This is a genomic window from Bifidobacterium sp. MSK.17.10, from assembly GCF_019129655.1.
In the GTDB taxonomy this organism is placed as follows: domain Bacteria; phylum Actinomycetota; class Actinomycetes; order Actinomycetales; family Bifidobacteriaceae; genus Bifidobacterium; species Bifidobacterium adolescentis.
Genome location: NZ_JAHOJD010000002.1, coordinates 152,461 through 174,090, shown reverse-complemented (window position 1 = coordinate 174,090; position 21,630 = coordinate 152,461). Strand labels below are relative to the sequence as shown.

The window sequence follows — 21,630 nt, the reverse complement described above, 5'->3', positions numbered from 1 at the left end:
CTTGCGATTCGTCCGCCGACTATTTGCAAACCAGCCCGTTGAGCCCGCTGCCGATTTCGACGTTGGCGATCGCGGACGCGTCGGCATCCTGTACCTGCACCAGACTCACGCCCAGCTCGCTGCCCACAATCGTCACCTTCGCCGGCGTATTGGATGTGTTACGGGATTTTGGTACGATGCAGCCGCTGCTGCCGTCGATGCCGAACACCGCTCCCGCCGGCACACGCAGCACCTGTAATGGTTCCTTCAATGCCACGGTGGCATCGAGACCGGCCTTTTTGGTCTGCATGTCCATGGACTGGAACGTTTCGCTTGCCGACACATTACGCAGGAATTCGGCGTCGGTGATTTCCGTGTTATCGGCCGGCAATATTCCATTGACGCCATACATGCCTATAGTGCGATCCTGTCCTACCGCCGCGCCGTTTTTCACGGTGAGTTTCGTCAACGCTCCCGGTATTTTTCCGATTGCCGTACCGCCCGTCACCATGGAACCTGTGGTGGCCGTCCACTCGTCGACCGCGACTGCGTTTTCAGGAATCCACATGGTGTCGGCAAGCGCAAGCGTGCCGTCGGAGGGGTTGCCGTTGTCGTTCATGAGTTGCCGCCAGCCGTCGGATGTTGCCCACCAGTAGGTGTCGGAACCGGCCACGCTGTTGTATCCGAGTCGGCTCAGCTCGTTGTTCAGTGCGAGCACGTCGTCGCCCTTGTCTCCGGTTTTGAGGTCACGGTATAGGGGTGTGGCGGTGTTCAAGGCCACGACCACGCGGTCGTTGACTTTGTATGCGCCTTTGCCGGAGGCGAGTCCGTCTGCGGACCAGTCGGCGGTGACGGTGCCGTTGGCGTTGCCGAGAAGATTACGTTCGGTGGAGATGGTGGGCACAACCGTCACTTGCTGGCTACCGGAGTATTCCTGCACGCTGGCTGGCGCGGTGGTCGTCTCCCCTGCCGAGCCGAGCAATGCCGGCGCGCGGTCTGGCAAGAGCAGCGCGCATGCTCCCACGGACACGCATATGGCGGTTGCCACGGCGAGCAGGCTCCAAGCCCATGCGAGTCGTCCGCGTCTGGCACCGTTGTTCATGACTTTAGTGCCCCGTTGCTTCTTTCCCATGAATCGATGCCTTTCTATTCGTCTATTCTTCCAATTCCGGTTCCTGCGATTTGCTGCCGCCTGGCGCGTAGTCGGCGAGGTCGAGCACACGGTCGCAGGCGTCGCGGGTGTCGGGATCGTGTGTGGCCACGAGCACGATCATGCCTTGGCCGGAAAGGTTGTTCAGCACATGGCTGACGGAATGCGCGGTGCGCGTATCCAATTGAGCGGTCGGCTCGTCCACGAGCAGCATGTCGGGTTTGGAGCAGACGGCACGTGCCAGCATGAGACGTTGCGCCTCGCCGCCGGAGAGGTCGGAGAACCGGCGGTCGGCCGCGTATTCGAGGTCGAACAGCCCCATGGCTTCCAAGGCTTTGAGCTCCGCTTCCTTGCGCCGCATGCCTTTGGCGAGCAGCGGGAACACCACGTGGTCGAGCGCGGTGCGTTCCGCCACACCGTACGGGTTTTGAAACACCCATCCCACACGGTTCACGCCTTCACGGGTTACGGTTCCGGCATATGGTTTCTCCCAACCGGCGAGAATCGACAGCAATGTCGATTTACCACAACCGGATGGTCCGCATACCGCGATGGTGGAGCCAGGTTCCGCCACGAAATCAAGATGCTCGAACAGCAGGTCTGTCCCCGGGAACCGGTGGGCCAGCCCTTCCACAACCACTCGCATATGAGCCCCTTCGCGCATCAGACTACTTCAGCGGATACCAGACCGTCTCATCCGAGGCGGTCACGTTCACTCCGGCCGTCACCAAGCAGGTCAGCGCCTTCCTGTTATCGCGCAGTCCTGCGCTTTCTCCGGATTCCAAATCCTTCTCCAGCTTATCGGCGATGTAGTCTTTGGGCTTTATGCCTTCCTTGCGCAGACAGTCGGCCGCCACCTCCTTGTCATTGAGCAGCAGCTTCGGATTGCCCAACTGGAGCCTGTACACGGTGTTGATATCCGTGACATGCAGCATACTGCAGGATGTCAGATCGTCATTGAGTTTGCGGATCGCCTCTTTGCTGGCACCATCGGTGTTGTACGAGGGCAGAGCGTAAATGCCGTTGTCGTACTTGTCGAACGTCGGCTCGGCATAGCCTTTGTCTATGATGCACTGCTTGTAATCCGCCCATGCGCGTTCGTAGTCGGCCTGACTCACCTTTCCGCCCGAAGCGGCCTTCTCCAGTGCAGACTTCTGCTGATCGGATATTTTGCCGCCGTCGGAATCCAACAACGATCGCGCATAATCCTTCAGCGACGACGCGATTCGTTCACCCTGTTGCGATGATTGACCCTGCTGGGATTGACGCTCCCGTCGCAAGCCTTCTTTCAGTGCCCCGCAGCCCGTGCAGCCGACAAGCAAAGCGAGACAGCATATGACGGCAATAGCTTTGCCACGCATGCCCGTTTTCCTCGACATCGTCATCAGCCCCCTCACAAACGACGCAGCCGTCAGGCCGCCATGACCCGCTTTATCCCCTAGTCTAGACCCCCAAGACCTGCCGTCACGCGCGGCATACCCAATATGGGTATGTGGAACCAGGTGTTCCCCAGCATCATCCACCGGCTCGTTGCATTTACCCCGTTCTCCGCGCCGGAAAGCCATCAGTCAAACGGAATGCGCGCGTGGAACATCCATATGCCGTTCTCGCAATCGGTGGAAAGACTTCCTCCGATATGCTCGATTTCAGCCGCGAACTGTCTGAGACCATGGCCGCCGGGCAGGCTGCCGGAATGCCAGGCACCCATATCATTCACTTCAGTGATTTCCAAGGAATCGTCTTCACCAGAACCGACACCTCGTACTTGCCTCCGGAAGGCGCATGACGCGAAACGTTCGCGTACACCTCGCCAATCAACCGGCCGATCACATCCTTATGATAGGCATACGGACGCGCGCACGGGACCAGAAATAGGCGAGACCGGTCAGCATAATCTGCATGACGGTAAACATCAATGCCATTGGCGAACCGGGGTGGCACACCGCCTCATAGACCATCAGAAGTTCGCACGTCATGATGGCCGCAAGACGGAACGGATGTTTGATTCGCGGCATATCCGACAACCGGAACGCTCCGTTCTTTTCGGTCATGTCAGCGCCCGTTCCCACGTTTCAGCCATGTGATGATGGCTTGCCGTTGCGTACGGCAGTTCAGTCGTTTGACGATGTTCTGCATGTGCTTGCGCACGGTGGCGATGGATATGCCGAGCCGTTCGGCTATCTCTCCATCCGTCAGATACTCGTTCGCGCACAGATTCATGATGGTTTCCTGCATGTTGGTGAGCGTGGACTCCGCTTGAGTATCGCATTTCAGCTTCGCATAAGCCGCCATCGGAGTTTCAAAACCGGGCAGGAAACATCCTGAAAGGACACGGGAGACGGCTTGTTCGAGCTGCGTCTCGTCACCTTTACCGACAAGCCCCTGCGCGCCAGCCGCCGCCAGCGGCACGCGATACCGGTTCAGACTGAAGCTGGTCATGCCGAGAATCGGCGTGGAACAGTCCATCAACCGCATGCGACGGCAGACTTCCGGGCCTTGCATACCTTCCAACGACATATCAAGCAGCACAAGAGCATATTGGTCGGCATTTGATGCAAACAATTCCAAAGCCTCAACGCCGCTGGTAGCCGAATCGACGATACCCACCGCCGGAAGAATCCGCTTGAATAGGTCAGTCAGCGCCTCGATGACGATTTTGTCATCGTCAACAAGCAATATCTTCGGACCACCAACCGTTTTCCCCGTCATGGTACAACGCTCCTTCCCCCCGGGAAACATCCCCCTGCCGCAATACAATACATCATTTCATCACCACCCCTTACTCATATTGAGTAGATCGTTCGCAATAACCCCGTAAAACAACTCATATCATATGAATCACCGGGCCAAGGCAGTTCGATATGATGATGAAAGGTGGACGATGATGTCCTGGATGAAACACAATAAATTAGCGAAAACAATTGCCGCATCAATAGCAGCTGTCGGAATATGCTTCGGCGCCACTGCCGTGGCGAGTGCTGTATGTCGGTACCCTGTCACCAGTGGCTCATATAGCGAGGGCCCTTATCATGTTGAATGGAGTGTGCAACCGACAAGTTCATATGTAAGGACTCAAACCGATTACCATAACCAATATTGCTACGCACAGCAAGATAGGACGCAACATTCGCAGACAAGCAGAGCGCTCGCTAAGCAACATTGCTCCGCCTCAGTCAGCGGAGGCTCTTCATTGACTCAAAATGATTATGTTGAATATTATCAGTATTAGGAAGCTCGATCACCATGCGGAATGGAATAGTCCATGTGTTGAGAAACATCACCACATGCTTGGTAGGCATAACTCTTATCGGCTGCGCGGGCTGTGGGGTGGCTGTCGACCAGCAGGATACGAAACAGCCGACCGGAAGTGCCGGCAGCGACACATCCAAATCCAAAATCGCGAATTCGATACCGGATTACATCGATTTTCTTCTTGATTTGGACGCCAAACCCGATACCAAGTATCCCATGAGCGACGCTCAGAAGACGATTCTGAAACGTTCCAGGAAGTCGGGAAGCGTATCGAAACCGGATTACGAGCTTGCCTGGTCGAATTACAAGCAGTGCGTGACCGGCTATGGGTATACGACACCGGTGCTCAGGCAGTTCTCCAATGGCCTGTACATGATCGCCATGCGGGATACCACCGGCATGAGCGACCAACAGCGCAAGAAGTTCAACGAGGATGAGAACAAATGCTATAACACTGAAGTCATTGCGGTGACCGGTGTATACCAGATGCAGATCGGCAATCCCGGCATGCTTTCCGATGGCGACCAGGCCATGGTCGATTGCCTGCATAAGGCCGGTATCGTGCCGAAAAACTACGACAAGGAAGCGTACAAGAAGGATTTGGACGCGCACGCCAAAAACCAGCCCACCACAGTGGATTTCTCAAACGCGGAAATGCAAAGCTGTTGGGTGGCGAACGGCGCGTCGTTCGGGGACGTCAATGACACCGATCAGTGGAAGCCGCTCGGCTGACCACCGTGTTCCCCGTCATATATCAGCATAGAAGTCTCGTTCCTGCGCGACGAACGGGCGCAGGAACGTGGTGATGGCGATGGCGCATACCAGGAACAGCGCGCCGACGGGGCCGAGCCACATCAGTCCGAAATGGCCGTTGATTAGACCTCCGACCGCGGAACCGATCGCGATGCCGATGTTGAACGACATGGAGTTGAGCGACGCGGCCAGGTTCAACGATCCGGGATGCGACTGCGAGGCGACGTCCATATACAGCACTTGGGACGCGGAATTTTGCAGGTACATGAACATGCCGAGCACCACCAGCAGCAGCGCGCCGTATACCGGTACCCAATGCGCCACGACAAGCGACGCCATGAGCACCGCATGGGCGCAGTAGATGGGACGGATGTGCGTCAGCGGCTCCACTCCCCTGCCCCGGTCCGCGAGCTTGCCGCCATACAGGTTGCTCCACAGGCAGGCCGCGCCGAAGATCACCAGTCCGACACTCAAGTACTGTTCAGGCACATGCACTTCATCGCGCATGATCGGAGTCAGGTATGTGTAGAACACGTAGCTGGCGGCCGCGCCGCACACCACGTCGAGCACGCCCAACTGGATGCGGCGGTCGAAGAACAGGCGGAACTGCGGCAGGAATCCGATCTTCACGATGTGGCTGTTGCGCGGCAGCACCATGACCATGCCGATGATGAGAACGATGGTGAGCACATTGATCATATGGAACGCCCAACGCCAACCGAACGTGTTGGCCACCCATGTGCCGACCGGCACGCCCACCACGGATGCGATGGAGAAGCCGGAGAACACCCATGCGATGAATTTCGTACGGAATCTGTCCGTTGTCACATCGGGCGCGTACGTCATAGCCACAGCCACCAACGTTCCGGATACCAAGGCGATCATGATGCGCGCCACCACCAGAACCACGTAGTTGGGCGCGAACGCGCATAGGATGTTGCCTGCGAGGAATATGCCGATCAGCGTCAGATGCGTAGCGAATCGCGGGAACCGTGCCGACAGCGCGGATCCGAGCGGGGTGACGGGCGCATACACGAAGGCGAACAGGGACACCAGATTGCCGACCGTCACCTCCGATATCTTCAGATCGGCTGCGATGTCGGGCAGGATGCCCACCACGATGAATTCACTCATGCCAAGCATGAAACTCGAGGCGATCAGGATAAGCACCGGAAGATTGAAGAACCGTTCCTTTGCCATGCCGCATCTCCCTTCCACACCGGGACATCAATCGATTGACGTAACCAATCCGAGGCAACATTATGCCATGCGCGATACAATATGACGCACGATGACACGCAAGACGAACAGCACGCGCAAAGCACGGAAAACCCGCAATCGCAAGCCCCTCAATCTCAAGAATCTCCGCACCATGTGGCGGAAGGCGAATCCCATCGCACGCATCGGCATGGTCGCCACCGCGACCGTGGCAGCGATCGCGGCGATCGCCATCATCGTGGGGGCGGTGCGCTTCATCGGCTGGCGCGTGCAGGTGAACGAGGCGCTCACCGCGCAAAGCCAGTCGCAGTCGCAATACGACTTCAATCCCGGCAACATCATTTCCGACGGCACGTTCTTCAACGGCAATGCGTTGAGCGAGCAGCAGGTCAGCACCATCATCGAACAGCAGGGCGTGGCCTGCAGTGGCGAACGATGCCTGAAGTCCATGACGTTCAGCACCGAATCGCAGTCCGCGGACGAATATTGCCAGGCTTATGATGGTGGCCCGAACGAAAGCGCGGCGGCGATTGTCTACAAGGCGGGCAAGGCATGCGGCATCAGCCAGAAGGTGCTGCTCACCGTGTTGCAAAAGGAGCAGCATCTGCTCACGGCCACCAATCCAAACGATTTCCAATTCAAAGCGGCGATGGGCCTGAGCTGCCCGGATGATGCGAACTGCGACCCCACCTATGCCGGCTTCTTCAAACAGGTGTACGGCGCGGCCAAACGGTACCAGTACTATCTTCGGCACGAGGGACGCTACGGCTACCATGCCGGACGGCTCAATTACATCCAGTACAATCCAAATGCCAGCTGCGGCGGCAGCAACGTGTACATCGAGAACCGAGCGACCGCGCTGCTGTACATATACACCCCGTATCAGCCGAATGCCGCGGCGCTCGAAGCGGGGGCCGGTGAAGGCGATTCCTGCTCGTCATACGGCAACCGCAATTTCGCGATTATCTACCATTCGATGTTCGGCAGCCCGCGAGGCTGATGCATCCCAATGAGGATATGCCGTTCGAGCATATCCTCGACCAGTCCGACACCGATTCCCCGTGGCCTTTCCGCCATAGACGTGTGCGAAACGCACGAGCAAGGCCGCCGCCCGGTTTATGTTCCGGACGGCGGCCTCGTGTATGACGTTTTTTCTATCGATGGTCCGCGATCACAGCTTCGGCAGATACTTCTTCAGCTCGAACGGGGTGACCTGCTTGCGGTACTCATCCCATTCCTGATGCTTGTTGCGCAGGAAGTATTCGAACGCATGCTCGCCGAGCACATCCGCCACGAAGTCGGATTTCTCCATGATCTTCAGAGCCTCGTCAAGCGATTCCGGCAGCGGCTGGATGCCCATGGCCTGGCGTTCGGCGTCGGTGAGCTCCCACACGTCGTCGCTGGTGGGCTCGCCCAGCTGCATCTGCTTGTCGATGCCATCGAGTCCGGCGGCCAGCAGCACGGAGTATGCGAGGTACGGATTGGCGACCGGGTCCAACGCGCGGAATTCCATACGGGCGGAGTTGCCCTTACCTGGCTTGTACTGCGGGATGCGCAGCAACGCGGAACGGTTGTTATGGCCCCAGCAGATATAGCTCGGCGCCTCGGCACCGCCCCACAGACGCTTGTAGGAGTTGACGTACTGGTCGGTGACAGCGCAAATCTCAGCCGCATGGTGCAGGATGCCGGCCGCGAACTGTCGTGCGGTGACGGACATGTTGAATTCCTGCCCGGCCTCGTAGAACGCGTTGGCGTCACCTTCGAACAGGCTCAAGTGCGTGTGCATGCCGGAGCCCGGAGCGTCGGCGAGAGGCTTCGGCATGAAGCTGGCATGGATGCCTCGCTCCAGCGAAATCTCCTTGACGACGGTGCGGAAGGTCATGATGTTGTCGGCCGTGGTGAGCGCGTCCGCATATCGCAGATCGATCTCGTTCTGGCCTGGCCCCGCCTCGTGGTGCGAGTACTCCACCGAGATGCCCATCTGCTCGAGCATGTTGACGGTGGCGCGGCGGAAGTCCATGCCGGGGCTGCGCGGCACATGGTCGAAGTAGCCGCCCTCATCGATCGGCTTCGGAGTCTGCGCCCAGTCATCCTGCTTTTCAAACAGATAGAATTCAATCTCCGGATGCACGTAGAAGGTGAAACCCTTCTCCTTGGCCTTGGCCAGCGCTTGCTTGAGCACGTGGCGCGGGTCACCCAAGGACGGCTCACCATCAGGCGTGAGCACGTCGCAGAACATGCGCGCGGTGCCCTGCGGGCCTCCGCGCCACGGAAGAATCTGGAACGTCGACGGATCGGGCTTGACGATCATATCGTCTTCGGACACGCGGGTGAGGCCTTCCACGGCGGAACCGTCGAATCCGAGCCCTTCCTCGAATGCGGCTTCCAGTTCCGCCGGCGCGATGGCCACGGACTTCAGTGTTCCCAACACATCCGTGAACCATAGACGAATGAAGCGCACGTCGCGTTCCTCGACCGTGCGCAAAGCAAACTCTTGCTGTTTATCCATAGTGTCCAATCGTTCCATGCGCATGTTACGAACGTCGTTAACACATGCCGTGTCGCGACATGTCAGCGTGCGACTTCGAGGGCTTCCTCCAGCGTGAAGGCGCGCGCGTACAGCGATTTGCCGAGAATCGCGGCGTCCACGCCCAGTTCGGCGAGCTCCTTGATGTTGCGCAGGTCGTCGAGCTTGGAGATGCCACCGGATGCGGTGACCTTCGCGTCGGTGCGGGACGCCACTTCGCGCAGCAGCTCGATGTTCGGGCCGCTCATCATGCCGTCGCGTGCCACGTCGGTGACCACGTAACGGGAGCAGCCGACGGAGTCGAGGAACTTCATGGTCTCGAACAGGTCGCCACCTTCCTTCACCCAGCCGCGGGCCGCGAGGGTGTGGCCGCGCACGTCAAGGCCGACGGCCACACGGTCGCCGTACTTCTTGATGACGGAAGCGGTCCAGTCGGGGTTCTCCAGAGCCGCGGTGCCGATGTTCACGCGGGCCGCGCCGGCTTCGAGCGCCGCGTCGAGCGAGGCGTCGTCGCGCACGCCGCCGGACATTTCGATGTTGACCTTGTCGCCCAGTTCCTTGACGATGGCGCGCAGCTGGTCACGGTTGTTGCCGGTGCCGAATGCGGCGTCGAGATCGACGAGGTGGATCCATTCCGCACCCGATTCCACCCACGTGCGGGCGGCTTCCAGCGGGGAGCCGTAGTCGGTTTCGGAGCCGGATTCGCCTTGGCGCAGGCGCACGGCCTTGCCATCACGGACGTCGACGGCGGGAAGCAGCGTCAAAGACATGTCATACCTTTCGTTGCGTTGAACGGTTTTCGGCCGTTCAACGGATCTTGCGATTACCGATTTGAATTTACGATTTTGCGATTGTTGCGATTGCCTTGCGCGAATCCGCGTTCAGAACGTCGCAACCCAGTTACGCAGCAGCTGCGCGCCGGCTTCGGCGGATTTCTCCGGATGGAACTGCGTGGCGAACAACGGTCCACGTTCGTAGGCGGCCACGAATCGGCTGCGCCCGTAGGTGCACCACGTCACATGCTCTTCCGCGTCGCCGAAGTCCAGCTGGTCGGCGGAGGTGTCGGCAGGCGAAGCGCTCATCGCGGCAAAGGAGTGCACGAAATAGAATCGTTCGTTCTCCACGCCCTTGAGCAGCACGGAACCTTCCGGCGCTTCGACGGTGTTCCAACCCATGTGCGGCACCACGTCGGCGTCGAGCAGCTCGACATCGCCCTTGATCAGACCGAGACCGGGCGTGCCGTCGCCATGTTCCATGCCACGTTCGAACATGATCTGCTCGCCCACGCAGACGCCGAGCACCGGGCGGCCGGCGCGCAGACGGTCTTTGATGACCCTGTCTCCGCCGACGCTTTTCAGTCCTTCCATGCATGCGCCGAACGCGCCCACACCCGGCACCACCAGTCCGTCGGCTTCCAGAGCCTGACGATGGTCGGACGTGAGGGTCACGTCGAGGTCGAGATTGGCCAGCGCGCGCACCATGGAACGCACGTTGCCGAAACCGTAATCGAACACCACCACGGAAGTCATGGGCGCTCTCCTTCTTTTGCTTGCCGAAGAATCCATCCTTCGGGGAAAAACTTATTCGATGCTTGACGAACCACGACCGAATCGCGTGTGCTCGGCGAGGATCTTCATGGCGTCATCACGGGTCAGGCTTGCGGAATCGACGGTTTCCACGCCGGAATCACGCACCCCCTGAACGTCGGTGATGCCCAGCAGCAGGTCTTCGACGAACGGCGCGGTGGAGGTGAGCAGCACCGGTGGCGCGAACGTCTGGCCGACCTTGCCTTGCAGGTACATCGTCGCCTCGAGCTTGTCCGCACGGTTGATCGCGAGGACGGCAGGCATGCCGGAGACCACGGTGGTCAGATCTTTGATGGCCGCTTCCGGGCCATCGCCGTCGAGATTGCGTAATACAGCGACCGCGCCTTGCGGTGAGGCGAGGCATTGCGCGGAGATGTCGGACAGTTGGCAGAATGCGGCGAACAGGCGTGCGGAGGCAAGTCGGGTGATGATCACCGCGACTTTCGCACGGTTGCCCAGCAGTCCCTGCAACTCGTCGTCGAATGACAGCGAGTTCTCGGCTTCGGACAGTACCGCGTCGGCTTCCTTCGATTGCAGGCCGTCCTGCGATTCGTCGGAAGACGCATCGGAATTAACCGTCTCATCCGGCTGATCGAATGGCACCTGCGCGGGAGCATCGTTCTGTTGGGCAGCTTCCTCGTCCTGGAATTCCTTTTCGAAGCCGGCCATGGCCGCTTCCAGCTCCTCTTCGCTGAAATGCATGCCGTCGTCGTTGGTCTTCCCCAAGCCGTCGAAACCGTTCAAATCGTCCTTGTCGTCGGACATCACAGCGCGCCCTTCGTGCTGGGAATGCCGTCGACGCGCGGATCGGGTTCGATGGCGAAACGCAATGCGCGGGCCAAAGCCTTGAATTCGGCTTCGGCGATGTGGTGCGGGTCGCGGCCGGAAATCACGTGCAGGTGCAGGCAGATGCCGGCATGCATGGCGATGGATTCCATGACGTGGCGAACGAGCGAACCGGTAAAATGCCCGCCAATCATGCAGTATTCGAAGCCTTCCGGCTCTCCGGTGCACACGCAGTACGGGCGGCCGGAAATGTCGACGACGGCTTTGGCGAGTGCCTCGTCGAGCGGCACGGTGGCGTCGGCGAAACGGCGGATGCCACGCTTGTCTCCGAGGGCCTGCTTCAGAGCCTCGCCGAATACGATGGCGATGTCTTCGACGGTGTGGTGCGCGTCGATGTCGGTGTCCCCGGCGGCTTTGATTTTCAGGTCGATCAGCGAATGCTTGCCGAGCGCCGTCATCATGTGATTGTAGAACGGCACGGATGTGTCGATGTCGGTTTTGCCGGTTCCGTCGAGGTTGAGACTCAGCTCCACCTTGGATTCGCTGGTTTCACGAACGATGGTTGCAGTACGTGCCATGTTGCGACTCCTTTTGCGATGTTGCAGTTGCGATATTACAGCTACGATATTGCGATTGCGGTGGTTGCGTCTTCCGCAGCCACCGCGATTCTGTTCTGTTTCAAGCTTATTGCCGAATACTGTCACGAACTTCCGTTCCGGACAGTATCCCAGCTTGCGTTCCGGCTTGTTCAGCCCTGTTCCACGATGCGCAGCACTTCGACCAACGCCTCACGGAACCGTGCCATTTCCTCGTCGGTGCCCATGCACACTCGCATCCAGCCTTCCGGACCGACGACGCGGATGAGCACGCCGCGCTTCAACAGTTCGTCGAAGATGCGGTCGCGGTCGTCGAAATGGCCGCCGAAGAGAATGAAGTTCGACTGGGTTTCGGCCACTTCGAGCGGCTGGCCCTTGTAGGTCTGCTCCTTGAGCCATGCGGAGGTGGCGTTGCGGGTTTCGCGCAGGTGCGCCACGCGGCTCAGCTGTTCGTCGGTGTGTTCGAACGCGGCGAGGGCGGCGGCCTGGGTGACGGCGGACAGGTGGTACGGCATGCGCACGATGCGCACGCAGTCGATGATGCCCTTGTTGGCGGCCAGGTAGCCGACGCGTGCGCCGGCGAAGGCGAACGCCTTGCTCATGGTGCGGCTGACGGCGAGGTTTTCGTATTCGCCGATGAGTTCCAGCGCGGTGGGCGTGCCCGGATCTCGGAATTCGATGTACGCCTCGTCCACCACGACCACCGGATGCACGCCTTCGGCGGCGCCTGCCACTTCGGCGGTACGGGCGGCTTCGAGCACGCGCTTCAGATCTTCCGGCTTGAGCGGGGTGCCGGTCGGATTGTTCGGGCTGGTGAGCACGATCATGGCCGGCTTGACGTCTTCGATCGCCTTGATGGTGGCGTCCACGTCAAGCGTGAAGTCGGCGTTACGATGCGCAAGCTTCCACGTGGTGAACGTGTCGCGCGCGTATTCCGGATACATGGAGTACGTCGGATCGCAGCCGAGCGCGATGCGGCCGGGGCCGCCGAACGCCTGGAACAGCTGCAGCATGATCTCGTTGGAGCCGTTGGCGCCCCACAACTGGTCGACGCTGAGCTTCACGCCCGATTCGCGTTCCAGATATGTGGAGAACGCCTTGCGCAGTTCGATGTGCTCGCGGTCCGGATAACGGTTGAGCGTCGGGGCGATCTCCTTGACACGCTGGGCGATGGTTTCCACCACGGCCGGTTCGGGCGCGTACGGATTCTCGTTGACGTTGAGGCACACCGGCACGTCGAGCTGCGGCGCGCCGTACGGTTCTTCGCCGATCAGGTCGTTGCGCAGCGGCAGATATGCCGGAATCGCGTTGCTGGAAGTCTCGCTCATCGGAGGCCGGCCTGCTCTTCCTGTTCCTTGATGGTCGCCTTGTTGTACGGGTCGTCGATGAAGCGGCTCAGCACGCATTCGCCGTGTGCCGGCAGATCTTCGGAGACGGCGAAGGCGTTCACACGGGCGGCGAGGGTCTTCAGTCCCTGCTCGTCGTATTCGATGACTTCGACCGGCTTCATGAAGGTGTGCACGCCGAGGCCGGCGGCGAAGCGCGCGGTGCCGGAGGTCGGCAGCACGTGGTTGGAACCGGACATGTAGTCGCCCAGCGGAACCGGGGAGTACGGGCCACGGAAGATGGCGCCGGCGTTGCGGATCTTGGCGATCACGGCATCCGGATCAGCGGTCTGCACTTCAAGGTGTTCGGCCGCGTACGCGTTGGCCGCGTCGATGGACTGTTCGATGCCGTCTGTGAGGATGATGCCGGACTGGCGGCCGCGCAGCGACGTGTTGACGCGCTCGGCGTGCTCGGTGCGAGGCACGCGGTACTTGAGGTTCTCCTGCACCTTGTCGGCGATGTCTTCGCTGTCGGTGATAAGCACGGAACCGGCGAGCTCGTCATGTTCAGCCTGGCCGATCAGATCGGCGGCGAGCCAGCTTGGGTTGGCACCCTTGTCGGCGATGATGGCGATTTCGGTCGGACCGGCGACGGCGTCGATGCCGACGATGCCGGAGACCATGCGCTTGGCGGTGGCGACGAAGATGTTACCCGGGCCGGTGATCTTGTCCACCGGATCGCACAGAATCTCGCCGTCCTGCGGTTCGGAGCCCTTGGCGCCGTAAGCGAACATGGCGATGGCCTGAGCGCCGCCGACCGCGTACACCTCGTCCACGCCGAGGATGGCGCAGGTGGCGAGGATGGTCTTGTCCGGCAGGCCGTCGGAGTTGCTGCGGCTCGGCGGGGTGGCGATGGCCAGCGATTCGACGCCTGCGGCCTGCGCCGGCACCACGTTCATGATGACGGAGCTCGGGTAGACGGCCTTGCCTCCCGGCACGTACAGGCCGACGCGCTGCACCGGAATCCAACGTTCGGCGACGCGCGCGCCTTCGGCCAGGTCGGTGTGGAACGGGGCCGGCACCTGGGATGCGGATACGGCGCGGCAGCGGCGCACGGATTCCTCGATGGCGGCGCGCACTTCCGGATCGAGCTCGTCGACGGCGGCCTTCATGGCCTCGACCGGCACACGCAGATGCTCGGGACGGATATGGTCGAACTTCTCCGCGAAGTCGCGCAGGGCCGCAGCGCCGCGGGCCTTCACATCATCGAGAATCGGCTGTACGAGCTCAGTGGCCTCGTTGGTGCCCATCTCGGCGCGGGGCATGGCTTCCAGCATTTCAGCTCGAGTCAGCTTCTTGCCGCGCAGGTCAATGATTCGCATATAGTTTTCTTCGCTCATAACGCCCCATGGTAACAACGCCAAGTCACGAGAACGTCCCGTCGTCTCACATTCAGCCGCATTGTGAGACACGCAGATCCGCCGTTTTCCATGCCATGCCGATTTCCGCGAAAAATATATGCCGGTCGACGCCATTCAGCATCGGCCGGCAATCAAAAACCTGTTCAGGTCAAACCGTTCAAGTCAAACCGCTCAGGCCAACGGAAGCGAGCTCGGTCCGAAGAGAATCTTGATTTCGGCGAACAGCGACGTGTCGCGTTTGACGCGGAACCGGTCTCCGAACGTCAGCACCTTGGCGTTGCCTTTGTCGTCCATCAACGCCAGTTTCACCTCGCACGGGCCGGGATGGCTGGTCAGAATCTGCCCGAGCCGCCGCACATGCGACTGGTCGAGCGCGATCGGCGGCAGCACAATCGTCAGCGGACGTTCATCCTGCGCCTCCAACGTCGGCACGGTGAATTCGGTGGCGCGCATGCTCACTGTCTCATCGCGCTTCTCCACCTGGCCGCGGATCTGTACCACGGTGTCGACGGCGAGCTCGGGCGCGGCGGCCTCGTACACCTTGCCGAAGAACATGCATTGGATGGAACTTTCCAGATCCTCGACGGTTACGATGGCCCACGGATTGCCCTTTTTCGACACGCGGCGGTCCACGTTCGTGATCAGGCCCGCGATCGTCACCTGCTGGCCGTCCGGCATGCTTCCCGCGCGGTCGATCAGGTGCGCTATCGACATTTCGCGCAACGACACCAGAATCGACTGCATGCCGCTCAACGGATGGTCGGACACGTACAGGCCAAGCATCTCACGTTCGAAGTTGAGCTTGGTTTTCTTGTCCCACTCCTCCACGTCGGGCACCTGCACCATGGCGTCTCCCATGGCGGAATCGTTCTCTTTGGAATCGTCCAGGTCGGCGAACAGGTCGAACTGGCCTTCCGCCTGCTTGCGTTTCAGGCCGACGACCGAATTGATGGCCGTTTCGTGGATGGTGAACAGCGCACGACGGTTCGGGTCGATCGAGTCGAACGCGCCGGCCTTGATCAGCGATTCCACCAATCGCCTGTTCAGCGCCTCCAACGGCACGCGTTTGATGAAATCGGTGAAGTTCACGTACTTGCCGTGGCCGTTCTCACGTTCCGCGATGATCGCATCGACCGCGTTCTTGCCGACGTTGCGGATGGCGCCGAGGCCGAATCGCACGACGTCGCCGACTGCCGAATACTCGTACACCGACTCGTTCACGTCCGGAGAAAGCACCTGGATGCCCATGCGTCGCGCCTCGCCCAGGTACAGCGCGGTCTTGTCTTTGTTCGTGCTGGCGCCTTGCAGCAGGGCGGCCATGAACTCCACCGGATAATGCGTTTTCAGATACGCGGTCCAGTAGGAGATCAAACCGTATGCGGCCGAATGCGCCTTGTTGAACGCGTAGCCGGAGAACGGTACGAGGATGTCCCACACGGCCTGCGCGGCCTCTTCGGAATATCCATGCTCCTTCATGCCGGCGAAGAACGGAATCTTCTCCTTGGCCAGCACTTCCGGCTTCTTCTTGCCCATCGCTCGACGCAGCACGTCTGCCTTGCCCAGCGAATAGCCGGCGAGGATTCGCGCCGCGGACTGCACCTGCTCCTGGTAGACGATCAGACCGTAGGTCTCGTCGAGCACTTCCTTAAGCGGTTCGGCCACTTCGGGGTGGATTGGCGTGATCTTCTGCAGACCGTTCTTGCGCTTCGCATAGTTGGTGTGCGAATCCATATCCATCGGACCTGGACGGTACAGCGCGATCAGTGCGGAAATATCGTTGAAGTTGTTCGGCTTCAACGTTTTCAGCAGCGAGCGCATGCCGTCGGAATCGAGCTGGAACACGCCGAGCGTGTCGCCACGGGACAGCAGGTCGTAGGTGGGGCGGTCGTCCAGCGGAATCTTCGTATGGTCGATGCGTTCCTTGCCGTTCGCCTCGATGTTGTTCAGGGTGTCTCGGATCACCGTCAAGTTGGAAAGTCCGAGGAAGTCCATCTTGACCAGACCAAGCGTTTCGCACGTATGGTATTCGAGCGTGGTGGTGACGGTGCCGTCGGTACGTTCCAGCAGCGGCGACGTGTTGGTGATCGGCTCGCTGCCCATGATGGTGGCGCAGGCGTGCACACCGGTCTGACGAATCAGACCTTCGATGCCCATCGCCTCGTCCGTGATGCGTTTCGCGTCCGGGTCGGAATCGTACAGTTCGCGGAATTCGCGTGCTTCCGCGTATCGTTTCGCGCTTGGGTCGAAGATGTCGTGCAGCGGAATGTCCTTGCCGCCGGTCTGTGCGGGAGGCAGGGCTTTGGTGATCTTGTCTCCGACGGAGAAGTCGTATCCCATGATGCGGGCGGAGTCCTTCAGCGCCTGCTTGGTTTTGATGGTGCCGTAGATCACGCACTGCGCCACTTTGTCACGTCCGTATTTCTCACCCACGTAGTCGAGCACGCGTCCACGACCGTCCGGGTCGAAGTCGACGTCGATATCAGGCAGTGAGACACGTTCCGGATTGAGGAATCGTTCGAAGATCAGACCGTGTTCAAGCGGATCAAGTTCGGTGATGCCCATCGCATACGCGACCATGGCGCCTGCGGCGGAGCCACGGCCCGGCCCCACCATCACGCCGTGGGCCTTCGCCCAGTTGATGTAGTCGGCCACGACGAGGAAGTAGCCGCAGAACTGCATCTGGCAGATCACGCCGCATTCGTAGTCGGCCTGCCGCAGCACTTCGAGCGACGGCTTGCCGTTGTACCGGCGTTCCAGGCCTTCCTCGACCTTCTTCAGGAACAGCGACGTCTCGTCCCAGCCTTCCGGACAGTCGAATTGCGGCATGAACGCGCCGTCTTCATGATCGTCGAACATGACGTTGCAGCGTTCGGCGATCTCCAACGTGTTGTCGCACGCTTCGGGAAGGTCTTTGAACAGTTCGCGCATTTCCTCGGCGGATTTGATGTAGTAGCCGGTGCCGTCGAATTTGAATCGGCCCGGCTCGTCCAGCGTGGAGCCGGAGTTGATGCACAGCATGGCGTCCTGCGCGCCGGCGTCTTCGGCACGCGTGTAATGGGAATCGTTGGTGGCCAGCAGCGGCGCGTTGAGCTTTTTTGCGATGTCGAGCAGCCCGTCGGTCACTTGCTTTTCGATTTTCAGGCCGTGGTCCATGAATTCGATGTAGAAATTATCGCGGCCGAAAATGTCTTGGAATTCGCCGGCGGCACGCAACGCGTCATCGAACTGGCCCAGGCGCAGACGAGTCTGGATGATGCCCGACGGGCAGCCGGACGAGGCGATGATGCCTTTCGAATATTTGGCGAGGATTTCCTTATCCATACGCGGATAGCGCATGACTCGGCCTTCAAGGTTCGCGTCGGTGGAGGCTTTCATGAGGTTGACGAGGCCTTCGTCGTTTTCTGCCCACATGGTCAGGTGGGTGATGACACCGCCGCCGGACACATCATCCGGGTTACGGCGGCGATGCAGCGGATCCAGATCCGGATTCCAGTTGGTGTCCCAGCTCACACGGGTGGGGTCCTGACGTGCGGTTTCCGGCGTCACATAGGCTTCGATGCCGATGATCGGCTTGATGCCGGCGTTGACCGCGGCGCTCCACATCTCATACGCGCCATGCATGTTGCCGTGGTCGGTGATGCCGACGGCCGGCATGCCCAGTTCCTTGGCGCGCTTGACCAGATCCGGTATTTTCGATGCGCCGTCGAGCAGCGAATAATGCGTGTGATTATGCAGTTGCACGAAATTTGCGGAAGTAGCCATGCGTTCCAATTTAGCTGGGCTTCATGACGGCGTGGAGTCGTTTCTGGCCGTCCGGCCACACTTTTATAGGGACTGGTCGGCGTGCCGTGCGCGCATCACGTCAAGCGCATGCTGCAGGTCGGCGGGATAGTGCGATTTCACCGTGGTCCACACGTGCGTACGCGGATGGCGGAATTCCAATTGCATGGCGTGCAGCCATTGCCGTTCAAGGCCAAGCGCCTCGCTCAGCTGCGGATTCGCGCCGTACATGGCGTCCCCCGCCAACGGATGCCCGATGGATGAGAAATGCACGCGGATCTGATGGGTGCGGCCGGTTTCCAGGTTCACGGATACGAGCGTGGCTTCGCCGAAACGTTCCATCACGTCCCAATGCGTGATGGCCTCTTTGCCGGCCGGTGTCACGCAGAAGCGGAAGTCGGAGACTTTGGCGCGTCCGATCGGCGCTTCGATGGTGGCTTTGTCTTCTTTGAGATTGCCCTGCACGAGTGCGTGATATGTTTTGACGACCTCATGTTCGGCGAACTGCCGGCGCATCTCCACGTACGCAAGATCGGACTTGCATACGAGCATCAGTCCCGATGTGCCCACGTCGAGTCGTGACACGATGCCTTGACGACCTGCCGCGCCATATGACGTGATGTGCACTCCCCTGTCGATCAGGCTGCCAAGCACCGTCGGACCGGTCCATCCGACGGATGCGTGCGCGGCGACGCCGACCGGCTTGTCCACCACGACCACATCGTCGTCCTCATAGACGACGGCCATGTCATGGGCGATCGGTTCCGGTTCGGACCGTTCCTCGACGATGTCGAATTCTACGGTTTCGCCTGCCTGCAGGGTCGACGATTTGGAAATGTCCCTGCCGAGCACGCGCGCCTGTCCGCTTTCGATGAGGTCGGCCGCCTTGGCCCGGGAAATGCCAAGCATTTTGGCGACCGCGACGTCGAATCGTTTGCCGACGAGCGCGTCGGGAGCGGGTACGAGACGGCTCATGCTGCTTTCGCCCCGTCGTCGGTTGCGTTCGCATCATCACCAAGCGTCTTGCCGTTGGCCTCGTCAAGGTCCTTTTGGCTGAACGGTTCCCCGAGGAACAGCAGCAGCACCGCCGCAACGCCCGCGAGCATGAGGAAGATGTCCGCCACGTTGCCGATGGACCATCCGTAGTTCAGGAAATCCACGACCTTGCCGTTGAGGAACCCTTCCGCGTAGATGACGCGGTCGATGAGGTTGCCGAACGCTCCTGCGAAGGCGAAGGCGAACAGCACCGTCCATTTCATGGAAATGGTGCGGACGGCAAGTACGACCAACGCCACGCAGGCCGCCATCGCCAGCAGGGAAATCAGCCACGTCATGCCGGAGCCCATGCCGAGCGAGGCGCCTGGATTACGCACCAATGTCAACGAAAGCAGGCCGGGAATCACGCGTATGGTACGGCCATCGGCCAATGCGGACAAAGCCCACATCTTGGTGAGCTGGTCAATCGCGATCGTCGCGATCGCAATACACGCAAAGACGGCCACGCGGTCGCGCAGCCGTCTTTGATCATTCTTCATGATGTCAGACACAGGCTAATCTCAGTCGTTGTTGTCCTGAGGGTCCTGGTCGTAGTTGTTCGTATCGGACACCTGGTTGACGAGCTGGCCGAGGAAGTCGGTGAGTCGTGCACGGTATTCGGTTTCGAACTGCTTGAGGCCCTTGATGTTGCCTTCGATGACCTTGGTCTGGGTCTCGAGGTTGTCGCGGACCTGCTGGGCGTAGTCGTCGGCAGCGGTACGGGTCTTCGAATCGTAGTCGAAGGCGCGCTTCTGCACTTCGGCTTCGTAGTTGTCGGCCTCGGTGTGCTTGTCGGAGAAGTACGTGTCGGCGTCCTGGGTCTTCTGAGCCAGGTAGCCGTCGCCCTCTTCCTGCTTCTGCGCGAAGTAGGCGTCGCCTTCCTGCTGCTTCTGCTCCAGATAAGCGTCGCCATCCTGCTGCTTGCCGGCCAGATAGGCATTGCCTTCCTCGGTCTTCTGCGCAAGGTAGGCGTCGCCCTCCTCGGTCTTCTGGTTCAGGTACGCATCGCCATCCTGCTGCTTCTGTGCCAGATAGGCATCGCCATCCTGGGTCTTGCCGGACAGGTAGTTGTCGGCGTTGGCGCGGGTGTCGGTGGAGTACTGGTCAGCCTCGGAACGAGTGCGGTTGGAGTAGTCGTTGGCGCTGCCGATGATCTCTTCGTACTTGCGCTGGCTTTCCTCGGTGATCTCCTTGGCCTTGGCCTTGCCCTTGTCGACGTACTGGTCGTGCAGCTGCATGGCCAGCGTCAGCATGGCGGTGGCGCGCTCCGGCTCGGTATTGGCGCTTGCCGCGGCACCTGCGATCTTCTGCAGGCTGCCGGTTTCGGTGCTCGGCTCGGACTTGGCGACCTGTTCGCGCAGCTGTGCCTCGCGAATCTGGGAATCCTTCAGTTGCTGGGCAAGCTGCTGGATCTGCATGGCCTGCTGCTTCACCTGGGCATCCTGCTGCTGGGACTGGGCAGCATGCTCCTGAGTGAGCTGCTGGGCCTGAGCGACCTGGTCCTGCGCTTCCTGAAGCTTTGCGGTGAGCTGATCGATCTGCTCCTTCTGACGCTGAGCCACGACCACCTGCTCCTGGGCCGATGCCAGCTGACGGGACAGGTCCTCGGTCTGTGCGCGGAACGTGTCACGCTCGTGCTGCACGGCGGTAAGCTGCTCGCCAAGGTCGGCCTGACCGGCCGCTTCGGCTGCCTGGGCGGTGAGCTGATCGACCTGCGCGGACAGACGATCGATCTGCCCCTTGAGCTGCTCGTTCTGGGAAGACAGCGCACGATTGCTTTCCTCTGCCTCGGAAAGCTTGGCGGCCGCGGCCTGAGCGGCCTGAGCGGCCTGGTCTCCCGCACCAGCTGCCTGCTCGGAGGCGGACTTCAGCGTCGCGTTCTCCTGCTGCAGGGACTGGATCTGAGCATTCAACTCGGAAATCTTGGAATTGAGTCCTGCGACATCCGGGCCAAGAGACTGCGTGGCCTGTCCGCCGGCAACTGCCTGCTTGCCAAGGGCTTCCACCGTCTCGGTTACCTGATCGAGGAAGTCATCGACTTCATCGACGTCATAGCCTTCCTTGAACCTTACGGTCTGGAAAGTATGCTCCCTAATATCTTTCGGCGTCAACAGAGCCATAAATCCTTACACCTCGCTTTGGGCTTGATGCCTTACTGTTGTTGCTTTCAGTGTTCGACTCTAGCACGAAACCATAGATATTTTGCGGAAAAACGGTTTTTT

General features: G+C 60.3%; 20 protein-coding genes. 2 read left to right on the top strand and 18 right to left on the bottom strand.

What is annotated here, in order from left to right:
• Nucleotides 1–19 precede the first annotated feature (19 nt).
• The 6 genes from KSX58_RS02210 to KSX58_RS02185 form a co-directional block, all read right to left on the bottom strand.
• Complete coding sequence (locus KSX58_RS02210) at nucleotides 20–1,111, bottom strand: hypothetical protein (protein WP_003810796.1); 1,092 nt, start codon at nucleotides 1,109–1,111, stop codon at nucleotides 20–22.
• 22 nt (nucleotides 1,112–1,133) lie between these two features.
• Complete coding sequence (locus KSX58_RS02205; RefSeq protein WP_034984655.1) at nucleotides 1,134–1,775, bottom strand: ATP-binding cassette domain-containing protein; 642 nt, start codon at nucleotides 1,773–1,775, stop codon at nucleotides 1,134–1,136.
• 22 nt (nucleotides 1,776–1,797) lie between these two features.
• Nucleotides 1,798–2,490 carry a hypothetical protein gene (locus KSX58_RS02200; protein ID WP_050750192.1) on the bottom strand — a complete coding sequence of 231 codons (693 nt, stop codon included), beginning with the start codon at nucleotides 2,488–2,490 and terminating at the stop codon, nucleotides 1,798–1,800.
• A 203-nt stretch (nucleotides 2,491–2,693) separates the two neighbouring features.
• A complete protein-coding gene (locus tag KSX58_RS02195; protein ID WP_155115299.1) occupies nucleotides 2,694–2,861 on the bottom strand; it encodes a hypothetical protein in 168 nt (55 codons plus the stop codon).
• 94 nt (nucleotides 2,862–2,955) lie between these two features.
• Complete coding sequence (locus tag KSX58_RS02190) at nucleotides 2,956–3,180, bottom strand: hypothetical protein (protein ID WP_003810808.1); 225 nt, start codon at nucleotides 3,178–3,180, stop codon at nucleotides 2,956–2,958.
• A 1-nt stretch (nucleotide 3,181) separates the two neighbouring features.
• Nucleotides 3,182–3,838 (bottom strand): response regulator transcription factor, encoded by a 657-nt coding sequence (locus tag KSX58_RS02185; protein ID WP_033499736.1) that lies wholly within the window; start codon nucleotides 3,836–3,838, stop codon nucleotides 3,182–3,184.
• A gap of 555 nt (nucleotides 3,839–4,393) precedes the next feature.
• On the opposite strand from KSX58_RS02185, the gene KSX58_RS02180 reads away from it, so the two are divergent.
• A complete protein-coding gene (locus tag KSX58_RS02180; RefSeq protein WP_124917283.1) occupies nucleotides 4,394–5,113 on the top strand; it encodes a hypothetical protein in 720 nt (239 codons plus the stop codon).
• A gap of 15 nt (nucleotides 5,114–5,128) precedes the next feature.
• Here KSX58_RS02180 and KSX58_RS02175 read toward each other — a convergent pair whose 3' ends face one another.
• Nucleotides 5,129–6,334, bottom strand: coding sequence for an MFS transporter (locus KSX58_RS02175; protein ID WP_217735883.1), 1,206 nt, complete (start codon nucleotides 6,332–6,334; stop codon nucleotides 5,129–5,131).
• Nucleotides 6,335–6,425: 91 nt separating this feature from the next.
• On the opposite strand from KSX58_RS02175, the gene KSX58_RS02170 reads away from it, so the two are divergent.
• Nucleotides 6,426–7,352 carry a hypothetical protein gene (locus KSX58_RS02170; RefSeq protein WP_003810821.1) on the top strand — a complete coding sequence of 309 codons (927 nt, stop codon included), beginning with the start codon at nucleotides 6,426–6,428 and terminating at the stop codon, nucleotides 7,350–7,352.
• Between the two features lie 171 nt (nucleotides 7,353–7,523).
• On the opposite strand, the gene glnA is transcribed toward KSX58_RS02170, so the two are convergent.
• The 11 genes from glnA to KSX58_RS02115 all read right to left on the bottom strand — a co-directional run bounded on the left by glnA (nucleotide 7,524) and on the right by KSX58_RS02115 (nucleotide 21,528).
• The gene (gene glnA / locus KSX58_RS02165; RefSeq protein WP_080863127.1) at nucleotides 7,524–8,861 is read right to left on the bottom strand and encodes a type I glutamate--ammonia ligase; all 1,338 of its coding nucleotides are present in this window, start codon (nucleotides 8,859–8,861) and stop codon (nucleotides 7,524–7,526) included.
• Between the two features lie 62 nt (nucleotides 8,862–8,923).
• Nucleotides 8,924–9,649 (bottom strand): bifunctional 1-(5-phosphoribosyl)-5-((5-phosphoribosylamino)methylideneamino)imidazole-4-carboxamide isomerase/phosphoribosylanthranilate isomerase PriA, encoded by a 726-nt coding sequence (priA, locus tag KSX58_RS02160; protein ID WP_003810825.1) that lies wholly within the window; start codon nucleotides 9,647–9,649, stop codon nucleotides 8,924–8,926.
• Nucleotides 9,650–9,760: 111 nt separating this feature from the next.
• Complete coding sequence (gene hisH, locus KSX58_RS02155; protein ID WP_035010613.1) at nucleotides 9,761–10,408, bottom strand: imidazole glycerol phosphate synthase subunit HisH; 648 nt, start codon at nucleotides 10,406–10,408, stop codon at nucleotides 9,761–9,763.
• 51 nt (nucleotides 10,409–10,459) lie between these two features.
• Nucleotides 10,460–11,230, bottom strand: a complete 771-nt coding sequence (locus tag KSX58_RS02150; RefSeq protein ID WP_003810830.1) for a hypothetical protein — start codon at nucleotides 11,228–11,230, stop codon at nucleotides 10,460–10,462.
• Complete coding sequence (gene hisB / locus KSX58_RS02145; RefSeq protein WP_003810831.1) at nucleotides 11,230–11,829, bottom strand: imidazoleglycerol-phosphate dehydratase HisB; 600 nt, start codon at nucleotides 11,827–11,829, stop codon at nucleotides 11,230–11,232. The genes KSX58_RS02150 and hisB overlap by 1 nt, the downstream gene beginning before the upstream one ends.
• 170 nt (nucleotides 11,830–11,999) lie before the next feature.
• Nucleotides 12,000–13,175 carry a histidinol-phosphate transaminase gene (locus tag KSX58_RS02140; protein ID WP_011743464.1) on the bottom strand — a complete coding sequence of 392 codons (1,176 nt, stop codon included), beginning with the start codon at nucleotides 13,173–13,175 and terminating at the stop codon, nucleotides 12,000–12,002.
• Nucleotides 13,172–14,554 (bottom strand): histidinol dehydrogenase, encoded by a 1,383-nt coding sequence (hisD, locus tag KSX58_RS02135; protein ID WP_217735889.1) that lies wholly within the window; start codon nucleotides 14,552–14,554, stop codon nucleotides 13,172–13,174. The genes KSX58_RS02140 and hisD overlap by 4 nt, the downstream gene beginning before the upstream one ends.
• 210 nt (nucleotides 14,555–14,764) lie before the next feature.
• Nucleotides 14,765–18,355 carry a DNA polymerase III subunit alpha gene (gene dnaE / locus KSX58_RS02130; RefSeq protein ID WP_003810836.1) on the bottom strand — a complete coding sequence of 1,197 codons (3,591 nt, stop codon included), beginning with the start codon at nucleotides 18,353–18,355 and terminating at the stop codon, nucleotides 14,765–14,767.
• A 63-nt stretch (nucleotides 18,356–18,418) separates the two neighbouring features.
• Nucleotides 18,419–19,348: an RluA family pseudouridine synthase gene (locus KSX58_RS02125; protein WP_003810838.1), complete on the bottom strand. Its 930-nt coding sequence runs from the start codon at nucleotides 19,346–19,348 to the stop codon at nucleotides 18,419–18,421.
• On the bottom strand, nucleotides 19,345–19,908 hold the full coding sequence (gene lspA / locus KSX58_RS02120; protein ID WP_003810842.1) for a signal peptidase II: 564 nt from the start codon (nucleotides 19,906–19,908) through the stop codon (nucleotides 19,345–19,347). The genes KSX58_RS02125 and lspA overlap by 4 nt, the downstream gene beginning before the upstream one ends.
• A 21-nt stretch (nucleotides 19,909–19,929) precedes the next feature.
• Nucleotides 19,930–21,528 (bottom strand): DivIVA domain-containing protein, encoded by a 1,599-nt coding sequence (locus KSX58_RS02115; protein ID WP_011743468.1) that lies wholly within the window; start codon nucleotides 21,526–21,528, stop codon nucleotides 19,930–19,932.
• Between the last annotated feature and the right edge of the window lie 102 nt (nucleotides 21,529–21,630).

What these genes read in the sequence shown, in the direction of transcription:
- KSX58_RS02205 (WP_034984655.1), bottom strand. Translation starts at nt 1,775, where the DNA reads ATGCGAGTGGTTGTGGAAGGGCTGGCCCACCGGTTCCCGGGGACAGAC.
- KSX58_RS02210 (WP_003810796.1), bottom strand. Translation starts at nt 1,111, where the DNA reads ATGGGAAAGAAGCAACGGGGCACTAAAGTCATGAACAACGGTGCCAGA.
- priA (WP_003810825.1), bottom strand. Translation starts at nt 9,649, where the DNA reads ATGTCTTTGACGCTGCTTCCCGCCGTCGACGTCCGTGATGGCAAGGCC.
- KSX58_RS02140 (WP_011743464.1), bottom strand. Translation starts at nt 13,175, where the DNA reads ATGAGCGAGACTTCCAGCAACGCGATTCCGGCATATCTGCCGCTGCGC.
- KSX58_RS02190 (WP_003810808.1), bottom strand. Translation starts at nt 3,180, where the DNA reads ATGACCGAAAAGAACGGAGCGTTCCGGTTGTCGGATATGCCGCGAATC.
- KSX58_RS02125 (WP_003810838.1), bottom strand. Translation starts at nt 19,348, where the DNA reads ATGAGCCGTCTCGTACCCGCTCCCGACGCGCTCGTCGGCAAACGATTC.
- lspA (WP_003810842.1), bottom strand. Translation starts at nt 19,908, where the DNA reads ATGAAGAATGATCAAAGACGGCTGCGCGACCGCGTGGCCGTCTTTGCG.
- hisD (WP_217735889.1), bottom strand. Translation starts at nt 14,554, where the DNA reads ATGCGAATCATTGACCTGCGCGGCAAGAAGCTGACTCGAGCTGAAATG.
- glnA (WP_080863127.1), bottom strand. Translation starts at nt 8,861, where the DNA reads ATGGATAAACAGCAAGAGTTTGCTTTGCGCACGGTCGAGGAACGCGAC.
- KSX58_RS02115 (WP_011743468.1), bottom strand. Translation starts at nt 21,528, where the DNA reads ATGGCTCTGTTGACGCCGAAAGATATTAGGGAGCATACTTTCCAGACC.
- KSX58_RS02200 (WP_050750192.1), bottom strand. Translation starts at nt 2,490, where the DNA reads ATGCGTGGCAAAGCTATTGCCGTCATATGCTGTCTCGCTTTGCTTGTC.
- KSX58_RS02150 (WP_003810830.1), bottom strand. Translation starts at nt 11,230, where the DNA reads ATGTCCGACGACAAGGACGATTTGAACGGTTTCGACGGCTTGGGGAAG.
- KSX58_RS02175 (WP_217735883.1), bottom strand. Translation starts at nt 6,334, where the DNA reads ATGGCAAAGGAACGGTTCTTCAATCTTCCGGTGCTTATCCTGATCGCC.
- KSX58_RS02185 (WP_033499736.1), bottom strand. Translation starts at nt 3,838, where the DNA reads ATGACGGGGAAAACGGTTGGTGGTCCGAAGATATTGCTTGTTGACGAT.
- dnaE (WP_003810836.1), bottom strand. Translation starts at nt 18,355, where the DNA reads ATGGCTACTTCCGCAAATTTCGTGCAACTGCATAATCACACGCATTAT.
- KSX58_RS02170 (WP_003810821.1), top strand. Translation starts at nt 6,426, where the DNA reads ATGACACGCAAGACGAACAGCACGCGCAAAGCACGGAAAACCCGCAAT.
- hisB (WP_003810831.1), bottom strand. Translation starts at nt 11,829, where the DNA reads ATGGCACGTACTGCAACCATCGTTCGTGAAACCAGCGAATCCAAGGTG.
- hisH (WP_035010613.1), bottom strand. Translation starts at nt 10,408, where the DNA reads ATGACTTCCGTGGTGGTGTTCGATTACGGTTTCGGCAACGTGCGTTCC.